General features: G+C 37.5%; 8 protein-coding genes. 3 read left to right on the top strand and 5 right to left on the bottom strand.

Going from position 1 to position 13,292, the window contains the following annotated elements:
- Window positions 1-298: 298 nt before the first annotated feature.
- The 3 genes from murJ to B5473_RS09810 are packed head-to-tail and all read right to left on the bottom strand — an operon-like array spanning window position 299 to window position 4,078.
- Complete coding sequence (murJ, locus tag B5473_RS09820) at window positions 299-1,816, bottom strand: murein biosynthesis integral membrane protein MurJ (RefSeq protein WP_079524702.1); 1,518 nt, start codon at window positions 1,814-1,816, stop codon at window positions 299-301.
- A gap of 31 nt (window positions 1,817-1,847) precedes the next feature.
- Window positions 1,848-2,936, bottom strand: coding sequence for a glycosyltransferase (locus tag B5473_RS09815; RefSeq protein ID WP_079524701.1), 1,089 nt, complete (start codon window positions 2,934-2,936; stop codon window positions 1,848-1,850).
- Entirely contained in the window at window positions 2,936-4,078 is a 1,143-nt protein-coding gene (locus B5473_RS09810) for a polysaccharide pyruvyl transferase family protein (RefSeq protein WP_079524700.1), read from the bottom strand. Before B5473_RS09810 ends, B5473_RS09815 begins: the two co-directional genes overlap by 1 nt.
- Before the next feature lie 390 nt (window positions 4,079-4,468).
- On the opposite strand from B5473_RS09810, the gene B5473_RS09805 reads away from it, so the two are divergent.
- Window positions 4,469-5,389 (top strand): nuclease-related domain-containing protein, encoded by a 921-nt coding sequence (locus tag B5473_RS09805; protein WP_254865288.1) that lies wholly within the window; start codon window positions 4,469-4,471, stop codon window positions 5,387-5,389.
- Between the two features lie 730 nt (window positions 5,390-6,119).
- Here the strand turns inward: B5473_RS09805 and B5473_RS09800 are convergent.
- Together B5473_RS09800 and B5473_RS09795 are read right to left on the bottom strand one after the other, a co-directional pair.
- The gene (locus B5473_RS09800) at window positions 6,120-8,393 is read right to left on the bottom strand and encodes an S-layer homology domain-containing protein (RefSeq protein ID WP_079524698.1); all 2,274 of its coding nucleotides are present in this window, start codon (window positions 8,391-8,393) and stop codon (window positions 6,120-6,122) included.
- 227 nt (window positions 8,394-8,620) lie between these two features.
- The gene (locus B5473_RS09795) at window positions 8,621-10,090 is read right to left on the bottom strand and encodes an O-antigen ligase family protein (RefSeq protein WP_254865287.1); all 1,470 of its coding nucleotides are present in this window, start codon (window positions 10,088-10,090) and stop codon (window positions 8,621-8,623) included.
- 422 nt (window positions 10,091-10,512) lie between these two features.
- On the opposite strand from B5473_RS09795, the gene B5473_RS09790 reads away from it, so the two are divergent.
- Entirely contained in the window at window positions 10,513-10,776 is a 264-nt protein-coding gene (locus tag B5473_RS09790) for a multidrug ABC transporter ATPase (RefSeq protein WP_079524696.1), read from the top strand.
- A gap of 321 nt (window positions 10,777-11,097) precedes the next feature.
- A complete protein-coding gene (locus tag B5473_RS09785) occupies window positions 11,098-13,107 on the top strand; it encodes an S-layer homology domain-containing protein (RefSeq protein WP_254865286.1) in 2,010 nt (669 codons plus the stop codon).
- The last annotated feature ends 185 nt before the right edge of the window (window positions 13,108-13,292 follow it).

Raw genomic sequence — 13,292 nt, 5'->3', positions numbered from 1 at the left:
CTCTATTTTAGATGTTTAGTAAATTATATATTAAATTCCAATTATTCCACTTATGATTATATAGTAAAGTTTTTTTAAAATAAAGTTTTCTGTCATATAACTAATATTTCTTATTAATATCAGCAACCAATTGACATAACTTAGCAATAATTAAAAATACATCCCCGTTAAATTGTCCTGTTATAAGGATAAAGGACATAAGCGAAAAGGGAAAACTTCTTTTTTTAATATTATGCTTAAATAGTATGTACTAAAAAAGGCGTATCCAATTTTAAATCCGGATACGCACTTTATCATATTATTTTTTTCGTAAAATCTTTCCTTTTACTTTACCTGTAATTTGCTGCAGCTCATCCATTTTGAAAGCAAACAGCAATACAAGGTAGCTGCTCGATGCAATTATAAATGTAACAATTACATGAATCCATTTTTGATCAATTACAATCCATTGTGAAATTGCCCAGTTAATTGCGACAAAAATTATCCCAATAATGACTAACTTAAATAGCTGACCAACATTTTTGTCCAAAAGTTTTAACTGATATTTGCTTTGTAGCACAATGACAAGCAACAGGAAGTTTACGATGGCACTTATTAACGTCCCCAAGGCTACCGCATTTGCACCCATTCCATCGATTGTCGCCATTACGACCGCTATATTTACACCGAAGACCGTTAAAATACTGAAAATCATCGGTAATACGGAATTGCCCTTCGCATAGTAGAAACGCGTAATATATGTGTTCGCAGCAAGGAAGAACATCGTCGTACTGAATACTTGCAGCAATGGTGCTGTAATCGCTGTTGACTCGGCATCGAATTCTTTATATTCAAAAACGATGCGGACAACACCTTCTGCCTGGAAGTAGAAGAACACCGAAACAGGCAATACGAGTAAATATAATAAACGCATCCCGCGAACATAAAGTTGTTTTACCGACTCTGTGTCCCCTTCTCCCTCTTTTTTGCTAAGTAACGGGAAAATAACGGTCGTTACAGCTGTCATTAAAATTGCCTGCGGGAACTGGGACATTTTTGTCGCATAGTTCATCGCTGACGGTACACCGGCTTCCAGCATATTCGTGAAGAATCGTTGAATTAAAATATAAAGCTGTGCAGTCGCACCGCCAAGCATAATCGGCAATGCAACTTTCCAAAGCATTTTCTGATCTTCAGCCTGTTTAAAATTTGGCTTGAAGGACATTTCCTTCACATTCCGAACCCCGAATACAAGGAACAGGAACATACAGATTGCCCCGACTAATGCCCCGATTCCCATTCCAATCGGTCCCATTGTAATGGACAATATCACGGAGACGATTAAAAATGATCCGTTATAAATAAGCACCGAAAATGCTGATAAATGATAACGGCCTTGGACATTTAAAATACCGCTCATCCAAGTCGATAAAACAAGCATAATCGTCGATGGCATCATCCAGTAGTAAAGCGAGCGCAGTATTTCATATTCCGCCTGGTTATCAACTTGGAAGAATTGCATTAATATCGGATCTGCCAACACCATAAATAAAATGACAATGAGCGTGATCGAAACAACAATTGTTGTAAATGTTCGCTGTATATATTCAGTAATGCTCGATGAAGTCTTATGGTAAATGGATATAAACGCCGTTGTAAACGCTCCGCCAATGACTAAATATAAAAAGTTAGGAATTGTATAAGCATTAACAATACTATCTGAATATAAAGTTGTACCAAATTCAATCCCGATATATGTTTCACGGGCAAAGCCGACTAGACGCGCTAAAATATTAATAACCGCGACGGCTCCTACTATTTTTAAAATTCCTTTCAACGCTTATCACATTCCTTTAATTACAATTACTTTATTTCGCGTATGTTGTGTAGAGCTCTTTTAAACGTGCAATAATATTTTTTGCATCATGCGTATGAAGCAATTCGGCCACTCGTTCTTCATTCACTGGGATTCCGTCTTTCACTGCATTTTCAAGTGCCAGCTGAAGTAAAATCTCGTCTTTAGGAGGGACTAATACCCCTGCTCCATCCGCCAGCATATAATGAAGTCCTCCAACGTCCGATGCAATGACCGGTGTGCCGCAGCTCATTGCCTCTAAAGCTACTAATCCCAGACCTTCAATATAAGAAGGCAGTACAAAAACATCTGCCGCTTGGAAATACCTAGCCAACTCCTGCTGCGGCATCGGTTCGATAAAGTGAATCGCTTTATTGTCCTTAGCCAGCTCTTTTACTTTACTAGTAAAATTGCTATCTTTTGTCGAACCAACACAATAAAGAGCGGCTTGCTCCGGAAGAGATTCCGTTACTTTATTAAATGCACGCACAAGTTCTGTAACGCCTTTTTCCCGTATGATGTTGCCTACGAATAAAAAGTTTGTTTTATCAGGATCCATCCCTAACTCTTTTGCACGTTGTTTTTTATCTTCCGCTTCTTTGAAAACCGTACGATCAATCCCCATGCTCATCACTGAAATTTTCTTTTTTTCAACATGGAAAGTTGTTTCAATCGTTGCAGCAAGCTCTTCCCCAACTGCAATAACATGATCAGCAGACTGTAAAATTTTCTCCGTAAACTCACGGATTTGCCCGCCTTTTTTGGCCATTTTATTAATATCGCCACCATGTGCTGTCACAATATATGGGATATTGTGACGCTTTTTTATATAGTAGCTGAACATCCCGCTCGGAAAAACGTAATGGCTATGTGTTAGTGAAATATTCCGCTTGTTTGCTCGGAAAACACGCATAAACTGCTGCGCCCACTTTAAATATTTCAAAATAACATTTTTCTTTCCTGTCGCGGGATTGGTATTTACCGCGAGCACTGTTTCGATTCCTTCTCGTTCCAGTTGCTCGACCTGATTTTTAACAAAAATGCCGTAAGCTAAATGTTCCTTTGAAGGGTACATATTGCTAATGACGAATACTTTTTTCATTACTTTTTCGCACCTTCTTTTAAAAGCTGCTCTCCTAATGCAGATTTTTCTTTAAATGACGCATTTGTACGAGCCGCTAAGTTTTGTGCACCGTTCCAATCTACTGCCATATCGTTAAAGAGCATTGCAAACTTCTCGTCTGATTCATGAAGCGAATCAATCGGTAATGAATAGTTGCCAAGCCCTGCCATTTGTAAAAAGTCATTAACCTTTACATGATAAGATACACCAATAATCGGTGTTTTCGCATCTGTTGCCAATATTAATGAATGAAGTCTTGTACCAATTAACACGTCAAACGTAGACGTAATTTGTAAAATACGTTGCGGCGGCAAGTTTTCATCAATAATTTTTGTATTTTCCGGATGCTTCATTTTAGCTTGAATGTCCTTTGTCACATCAGCATCTTGCGGATATTTAGTCGCAAAAAATGTTACATCGACATTGTGCTCTTCAATTAAACGGTCCAGGTTTTTCGCCATGCCATCAATATAGTTTTCGTATTTTGCTTCATCGCCTGTTGGCCAATATGAAGCATTATAGTAAGGAACTGCTGTAACCCCAACTGATTTTGGTTTATCACTATAATCTGAACGTTCTACTTCTAAACTAAATGCCGGGTCTCCAATAACATGAACATCGCGTTTTACACCAATTGTTTTTAGCAGCTGTTCTGATTGCGGATCACGCACTGAAATATTTTGTGCATGCTTGGCCATATAGCGGATAAACCATTTCCCTAAACCTGTGTTAAGCGGACCCGCTCCACAGCCGTAGACAACATACGGCACATTATTATTTTTGGCCATCATCGCATATGAACCATATAGTGGTGCTTCACGCTTATAAAGGTCCATTAAAATACCGCCGCCGCCAATTACGACAAAATCAAGATTTTTCACGATATTGGAATTCTCTTTGTATGTCTTCATGAACGTTTTCACGGCATTACCATTTTTGTAATATAAAGGGTAACTTTGTACAGAATAACGTTCGGCAGTTTGTTTTGGATTATTACTAAATACTGTGATATTTTTAGTATCTATTTGAAATACCTTTTGCAGCTGGCGAATAATACTTAATAAAATCGCCTCGTCTCCGTTATTATCATTTCCGTAATTTCCTACAATACCAATTTTCATTTATTCATTCATCCTTTGAATCAAGCGTTTTGAGTATGCTTGGCTTATTTCATTTTTCATTTGAAAAACACATCCGAAGTAGATGTGTTCTGCGTTATGATTCGTATTTTCAGTATAGCATAATGTCAGTTTGAAACGATATTCCCGAGGGCAAAGTCGCACTATTTCCCAACAAGAAAATTAAAATAAATTTATAGTTTTTCGTTAATGAGACGGTTTGTATATAAGATTAGTTTCACATTTACTTTTTGATAAGGAATTTATGCTGAAAATGACTTTTCGAGGTCATTTGCATGCTCTGAAATTTTCGTATACATTGCTGTCATAGAGATTTTGTCTCAATGCCCGAGTAGAGGTGGTTTATTGTATAGGACTGAAAAGCTTGTCTATTTGGAAGCCCTTATTTCTAGATTAAAAGCTGAGGATGAAGAATTTACTTCTTATCAACAGGCTTATTATCGCGTCCAAGCTGGAATTGCAGGCGAATTAAAAATGCAGAGAACATTAGCAGATTATCATTTTCCTGGTCCCTATAAAATTTTCTATAACTTTGAGTGTATAAATGAAAAGGGTTTTTCTCATCAAATCGACGCCCTTATCATTACGACAAGATTTCTTCTCGTTGTCGAGGTTAAACAAATTTCCGGTACATTATTTTATAAACCCGCATTTCATGAATTTGCGCGTCAAACTGAGGAAGGGATTATAGAAAATTTTCCAAATCCGTTTGATCAGGCTTATCGTCACCAGTTATATATATCGTATTTATTATCAAACTGGGGAATCCAATTGCCCGTTTTGTATATTGTGGTCAATGCTAATATAAGAACAAAATTGGATTCGTCCTTAAACGGTTCTCCAATTATTCATTTAAGCGGCTTGCCAAAATTTTTAGAGGAGTTATATCAAAACTATGCTGAAACGACAGTTAATTTAATGGATTTGGAAAGAAAATTAGTGGCTATCTCATGCCGGCTTCCTATTAGCAAGAACGTGGAAAGAGATCGTATAAGAAATGGCGTTCTTTGCAAAAAGTGTGAATTTCAGCATGTCATGTATTATCATCACGGATTGTGGATTTGCCCACACTGTGGCGTGAAAAGTAAAGAAGCAATTTTTTTAGCGTTACATCAATATCGCCTATTAATCGGAGACCGTATTACAAATCGCGAATTGAGGGAATTTGTTGGGATCGACTGTAAAGCAGTTACTTCAAAACTGCTGAAGCGCTTAAAATTTGATCAATTTGGCAAAGGACGTGGTGTATATTACTTAATTCCTGAAGATATTTTAGAAAGAAAAAATGAATAGGTTATTTTCTTATATGATTTCTACTTTAAGGAGGTGATGAGTTACTTACAAAGTATATTCTTTTCGTTTTTCGGGGTAGAGTTCAACTTTTTTGGAGCGGGGTTCTACATTAACGTTGATACACTCTATTTTCTCAGAGAAATCAGCGAATACTCACAACGTGTTCTACTTTTCGAGTGAAACTTTCTACTTTATTCGTAAATCGTTCTACTTTCTTGGTGCGAAATTCTACTTATTTTCTTAAACATTCTACTTTCGTGCCACAATATTCTACTTTCAGCGACAACTTGTGAATACTCGCAATCCGTTCTACTTCACCCGTAAAACATTCTACTTACTTAGTGCGAAGTTCTACTTAATTACGTAAGCATTCTACTTCCGCACCCCAATATTCTACTTTCAGCGACAACTCGGCTATTACTCGCAACCCGTTCTACTTTTCGAGTAAAACTTTCTACTTTACCCGTAAAACGTTCTACTTTCCTGATGCTAGGTTCTACATTCTCATCTAAGCATTCTACTTCCGCGCAAAAACACCCTATATTTTCAACAACAGCGCAACTATTACTTACACCTCCCCATCAAAACTCATTCCACGCACTAAAACTCTCCGTACCAACCTCACTTCATCACCCTTCCCCCCTCTCTTCCCCATAGCCCTCTTTTCTCCATAAAAAAACCTTTGTAAAAGTTGCGATTCCTCGCTGCAACTTTACAAAGGTTCTCTCTCTTATTTATTTTGTGTTATTGTGCGGTATAAGAATAAGCTGAAGTGCACACGTGATACTTCTTGACTTGGTTTGTAAGTATTATCTTCATAACCTGTCGTAATTTCATTTGCTGCTAGCGTATGAATATAATCGTATGCCCAGTGCTTAGTACTTACATCTTTAAATTTCGTTGAAGTAGTACCAGTTAACTTATATGCTTCAACTAAGATTTTCGCCATTTGAGCACGAGTTAATGGTTTGCCTGGTTCGTACTTGCCATCACCAGTACCGCTCATGATGCCTGCTTGTACAATCGCAGCAACTGCACCATAATATGTGCTCTTTGTTGATAAATCGCTAAATCCAGGGTTTGGCACATCTTTTGTCGATAAGCCTAATGCACGAGTTAGCAATACAGCCGCTTGACCACGGTTTAATGCTAAATCCGGTTTGAATGTACCATCCGGATACCCGTTGATTAAGTTATTATCAACTAAATATTGAATTTCTGTTTTATAAACATTGTTTACAGAAATATCTTTGAATAATGGTTTTTCAACAGCCTTTACAACGATTTCCTTAGAAACAGATTTTGTTCCTAATGTCGCCGTTACACGGGCAGTGCCTTCTTTACCATTTGATTTGAAAAGACCTGAGCTGGATACTGTACCGATGTTTCCATCAACAGACCATTTAATTTGTGAATCGTTATAAATTAGCGTTTCATTATTTGATCCTGTTACATTTGCTTTTAATTGAAGTGATGCATTTGGTTCAATTGGACCTGATACTCCTGAAATAGAGAGTCCAGCAGGTGCATCCACTACATTGAAGCTAATTGTCTGTGTTGCGCCTTTATTTGAAACTGTAATACGTTCAGAGCCAGGCGCTACAGCTGTATAGCTTAAGCCGTTAACTGTCACTGTATTATTTTGCGGTGTTATTACAAAGTCGTTTGCATTTACTGCCAGTGGATTGTAATACTCGTCCAACACGTAGTTTGGTGTAAGTTTCACTGTTGCACCGACTAATAAGGTACCTACTTTATCACGATTAACTTGAATATATTTAGGTGCATTTGTTGTTGGTGCAGTACTGATTGCTTCAATAATTGCAGAAACGCGACGTTGCGTACCACCAGATGGTGTATTGGCTAAAACGACTGTGTTGCTGCCGTATTTACGAATACCCATTGTTGTTGAACCGCCGCCATCTAAATTAATCGCGCGGTCAAAGCCAAGGCTTACTAGATAATCTGCAAATTGTGGTAACGTCATACCAGCACTTGAGTTAATACGTCCGTCCACTGTAATTAAGTGTACTTTCTTCTTATCTTTGCTGATTGCAATCGCTGTACGTGGTGCAACTTCTCTAGCACGTGAGCTTGATTCATTGATTGTCAGATTTTTTTTGCCGTCCAACACTAGTAATGGACCACTTGCCATCATAAACTGTGCATCCATCCAACGATCATCTATAGCAAAGTTTACTGAAATTTCTTCGCCGACTTTGATTCCACGGTATTTATCGCCCCATGCCGATCCGTTAAAAGATAGCACGAAACCGTTACGCGGAATTTTCGTTTTTGTTTCATCATCATAACCGCGGATTGCAGTTACTTTACCCGTTAAAGTTTGTCCGAATTTCGTTGCACCGATTGTGTTGCCAGTTTCTACGATAAACTCCATACCTTTTCCGTTGTTCGGCGTCATAGAACTATGGTTTTGCGGTGTATAAACAACCGCCTCATCTGTTCCGCGCTTTACATTAAGACCATTTACTTCATTCGTTTGACCGTTATATGTAACGTTAATCTTACTATTGTAGTAAGCGATCTCTCCAAATCCGTCCTTTGTAATACCGAATGCGATCGGTTGGCTGACATAGTTCGAGCTTGAGTCTGAAATAACGCTTGGTGTAACGATTGTATTATATTGAGAAATTAAATATAAAGGATAGCCATCCCCCATATTGTAGAAGTTAGAGTTGATTGCCCCAACTACTCGATTTCCTTCCTTCGTATGACTGTTCGCATGTTGCGTCGTTGTCATTAACGTATTAACCGGAGATGGTAAGCCTAACCCGATCTTTGTGAAAGAGTCTGTTAAATCTACTTCTAAATGATTAACTATACTTGTTTTAGAACCTTTATGAGTATAGTTCGAATATGTTACCCCTGTCGAAAGCGGGTATGAGTCATTTGTCGATTGTGCTGCACTTGCAAATTGCGGTGTACTGAAAATAAGTGCAAACACCATTAGCACTGCAATAAATAGTGATTTATTTGTTTTCATAATTTGTGCTTCCTTGTTAACTTGAAGCAAGTCACCTTCCTCTCTTAATGTCCTATCTCTAACCTTAACAAATTTTCGCGTGTGAGACTATTAATCTTTTGTTACATTTTACAAATTATCGATTTTTCCAACAAAATATTACATATTGTATTTTGCTGAATAAATATATTCCAGCAACCTTTTAATATAAAAAAAGAACTACCCTCCTAAGAAGATAGTTCCTTGATCTATTCTGCTTTTTGTTTTTCGTAATCGCTGAGCTTGAGCATTGGATACATTGTGCGCATACTCGCAAATATTCCAAAAAGAATAAAGTAGAACAGTACATATACTTTTAATTCCCAAATATTATAGAAGAAGCCTGCTACACCTGTTGCAAACCATAGCCCGAATAAATATTGTCCGAAGACTGTTTTACGTTCTTTCCAGTACATCCATACCATCGCAAGTAAGAAGCCAGCAAATAATAGAACGCCGACTGCTCCTGTCTCAGCAATAACCTGGATATATTGGTTATCAGAATAGAAGTTTTTACCTCCGTAAATATCAGAACGGATACCGTACTCCTCATAAATTGGTGAGTCATATGATAAAGTCGCTGAACCACCGAATGTACCAAAGCCGGCACCTGTAATCGGATAATCTTTCAGCACTTCAAATCCTTTTTTAATATAGAACATACGACCACTTTCCTGCATAAGCTCTAAAGTGTCGTCCGAGAATGTTTCCGTGAAGCGATTGCTGATACCACCTGAAATTTCCTCAGGCGCTACCGTATTTTCCACACCTAAGTTTTGTAAAAACGATACTCCCCAGTTTACAGGGAAATAAATAAGCGCGATTGCTACAACAAATGAAATGCCAATTCTCTTCAATAACTGCCAATTACGTGATAGCAGCATAAAGAATAAGACTAGCACGAACGCGGAAATCCATGTCCCCCGTGAAAGTGTCAATAACAGCATTCCAAAGAAAGCGACCTGAGCAATGCGGAACGTCCATTTAAATTCATTGTTTTTATATGCCCATCGCAGGAAAAATACTGCGGCAATGGCAAAGAACATGACTAATGCCAATGAGTTTGGATTGTTCAGCATACCGTAGACACGCACGAAGTTTGTTGAAGAAAGTATTTTTTCCGTCCATACTTCCGGCATTAATAACTGGCGCATCGACAGTTTTTCGACAATCCCCTGAATGAAAATAACGGCACCTGAAAATACCGTAACCCATGCCAATTTCACAAGGAAGTTTTTCGGCAATTCACTGCGGCTTAAGATGTAATACAGTAAATACATAACGCCGAATGTACGCAATTGGAAGACGATGGCACCAAGTGATACACCGTTTTTGTATCCAATGATTGCACCGAAGATTAAAAAGGCGAAGAAGAAGTATTCAAATGGTTTGAAATGAAACCAAGTTTTAAATTTCTTCGTATTTAATAAAAATAAACGCAGCAATACGACGATCGTAATTAAATCGCCGATGAGTTTAAGACCAGGGTTCAGTTCAATAAAGAATGTACGGAAAATAACGTACGGTACTAAAATTACTAAACTTTGAAATGGCTTAAAAAATGCGAAGAGTACAAAGAAAATAGCTGTACTAATTTGCGCTATCGAAGGCGGAAGCAGTATGGCCGCCACAAGTACAAGAATTGCCCCAAATATTTCGAGCCACTCTTTTTTATTCATTTTGACAGAAATGTCATTCATAGATGTCCCAAACCCTTTCCTATATGTAGTTCTCTATTTTTAGATGAGTTTTGCTCATGTGGATTAAGACGAACTTAAGTATAATATGGTTACAATTATAATTCAATGAGAGTATAAAACACACCCTAAATTACTAGAATAATTGTCAGATCAATGGTTTTTCGGTCCTAAAAAAATAGGAACCATATTTGGACATAAAAAAAGAGACAAAATTTTTGCCTCTCTTCAAATCTTTATATTCGGGAATCTCTTAACTTTCCATATCATCTGAATGGATCTAAATTTTACCATTAAATAGACTAAAGAGATTTAAAACTTCCCGAAACAAATTCCACCTAGCCATTCATAATTACTCCTCAAAACCATAAAATATATACATCACTATTTTGGAGGTCGTAGTATTGCAAAATAACCGTAAAAAAAATAATGAACCGCCAATCGATAACAATCCAATAATTCAAGCCGCTTCACTCGAGGTGTTGGCCGGTTTATTAGCTACGTTAGCGGAAGGGATTTCAACATTTGCGTCCGCTCTTGCACTGCAGGAAGCACAACAGCAGGCCAGTAACTACAGCCAAAATAACGTGGATCTCCAGGAAGTTCATGAACAGCTTCATTACTTAACGAAAGAAATAAAAAAAATATCGAAAGCATTAAATTTATAATTCTTATTCGATTTCCTATTTAATAGATAGATAAAATACGACTCTTTTTAAAGTGTGCCCTTCTCATTCATCTCTTCCTTCAATCGCAAGACCCCCCCACTTATTTTCACATTAAGTTTTATATGAGCTTTAACCCGGCTCACTCTTTTTTATATCTTCAACTCTTATATTGCAGAGCTCTTTTTTCCCTATCTTTAAACTAGTTTTTAAAGGACTTTTTAATTACATTTATATTACAAACATCTAAAGTATTAGGATTCATCTATGATTCTCGCTCATATATTGGTAAAATATCATCATATAGGAAAGGAGCGTGAATCTGTGTTAAAAAAAATAGTTGGACTAGCATTCGCATTAGTCGTTGCTCTGTCTTTCACAACACAATCAACATCTCATGCAAATGATATAAAAGGCCATCAAATGGTAAATGAACTAACATATTGGTCTAATCAAAATGTCATCCGACCAGACAGCAAAGGAAATTTCAATCCTAACCGTGCCGTTACGCGTGGAGAATTTGCTTCTTATATTACCCGCGCACTTAAATTACCAGATTCGTCTACATACACTTTTAAAGATTTAAAAGCTGGTAACGAACTGACACGTGAAATCCAGGCAGCTGCCGGATCAAACATTTTAAGCGGTTATCCTGATGGCACATTCCGTCCGAACGAAAAAATAACGCGCCAGCATATGGCAGCACTTTTGGAAAAAGCATTGCGTTATTCAAACGTGCCGTTGGAAGGACAGCCGCTAACGTTTAAGGATAACAGCAAAATTAGCGATCAGTTCAAACCGGCTGTAGCTACAAACGTTTACTACAATATTATCCGTGGATCACATACGAAAAATGGGGTATTCTTTGAACCTCAAGGCAATGCGACAATCGCTCATGCCGCAGCATTTTTATTCCGTATGCAAACGACAATCGAAACATTTGCTGTAAAAGAAGGTGAAGAACCGACGGAAACGCCTGCTCCAAACCCTAATATTTATTATGTAGGTAAAATTTCAAATGGAGTAATAACGAAAAACTCAACTGTTTATTTTAACTACGAACAAGCAGAGTCAGCGTTAAAAAGTACTGGTTCAAACTTAATTATTAAAGGCGACAAAATCATTAAAATGTCTTCAGGTATCGCTTCAGCAGCTGATACGAAAGCAAACACTGTAACAATCTATTCAGATAAAAACTTCACGAAATCGTTATCGTATGCTGTAGAAGGCTCTCAGTTTAAATACATCGGAAGTAATGATCAGTATGCAATCGTTCAATTAGCTGATACAAAAGGCTATGCAAAAATTGATGAAGTAACATTAACACCAACAAGCTTAATTAAAGGACAAGACTACTATTTTGCTGAAGGTGGTTACTTAACACATCGTACGTATAACCATATTACACAAAAGTATTACGGGAATTATGTAGTGAGTGAAGCACCTGCATTTATAAAACCAGGCGCACAATATTACAGCCAAGATGGTGTAAATTTCTACTCTGACGTTCTATTAACGAAAAAAGTAGGGACACATTATCCGTATTTCCAATTCCAGTCGATTCGTCAGCCATCTAACTATACAGCTGAAGAACTGGACAATATAATTATGACATTATTAACAGAGCGCCAGGCACTAAAAAATTCACCACAATATGCCAAAGCAACGGTAGAATCTCGTTTAATCGGGATGGGGAAATTTTTAAAGCAGGTAGAATCACAATATCATGTCAATGCCCTATTCATTTTAGCTGCAGCAATGCATGAAGGTGATTACGGAGTAAGTAAAAATGCACTGACGAAAAACAACATTTTTGGTATTGAAGTTTTCGACACTGATCCAACATTAGGTCAAGTATATAAAAACCGTGACGATAGTGTTCTAGCGTTTATTAACCGCTATGTCAATCTGAAGTACGTGCCTCAATCAGGTGGTTATGCAAAAGGTGCAGTACCGGGGAATAAAACATCCGGCATGAATGTTCACTATGCATCTGATCCATTCTGGGGCAGTAAAATTGCCGGTCATATGTACCGCATGGACAACCGCTTCGGTAAAAAAGATTACAAACAAGCGAAATTGGCATTCGTATCATATGAAAATGGCCATTTAGTAAATGTGCGTAATGAACCAACAACATCATCGCCAATCCACTTCACTTATAAAGCGAAATACGTAGGTGAAACAGGCGTGTTCGGCTATCCTGTCGCAATCGTTGAAGAAACGAAAGGTACAGACGGCTATGTTTGGTACAAAATTTTGTCAGACAATAACCCTCCAGCAAAATACGGTTGGGTACGCTCTGATTTAGTTCAATTAATTCCAGGAAATTAATTTTTAATCCAGTACTTTTACGGAAGTGCTGGATTTTTTTGTAGTTGGGACTAGAATATTGAGATTGACAATTTATTAGAAAAGTTGGGAAGGTTATTAGAAAATTGGGTTAGGATATTTGAAGTTCTGGGTATGATATTAGAACATCCGGATGACATTTTAGAAGAAATGCCTATTATATTAGA

The sequence above is a fragment of the Solibacillus isronensis genome, from assembly GCF_900168685.1.
Classification (GTDB): domain Bacteria; phylum Bacillota; class Bacilli; order Bacillales_A; family Planococcaceae; genus Solibacillus; species Solibacillus isronensis_A.
Note: the sequence above shows the minus strand (reverse complement) of the source record. Positions and strands in the feature narration are given on the sequence as shown.

Excerpts from the sequence above, each read along its gene's own strand:
- B5473_RS09800 (WP_079524698.1), bottom strand. The coding sequence starts at position 8,393 with ATGAAAACAAATAAATCACTATTTATTGCAGTGCTAATGGTGTTTGCA.
- B5473_RS09815 (WP_079524701.1), bottom strand. The coding sequence starts at position 2,936 with ATGAAAAAAGTATTCGTCATTAGCAATATGTACCCTTCAAAGGAACAT.
- B5473_RS09810 (WP_079524700.1), bottom strand. The coding sequence starts at position 4,078 with ATGAAAATTGGTATTGTAGGAAATTACGGAAATGATAATAACGGAGAC.
- B5473_RS09795 (WP_254865287.1), bottom strand. The coding sequence starts at position 10,090 with ATGAATAAAAAAGAGTGGCTCGAAATATTTGGGGCAATTCTTGTACTT.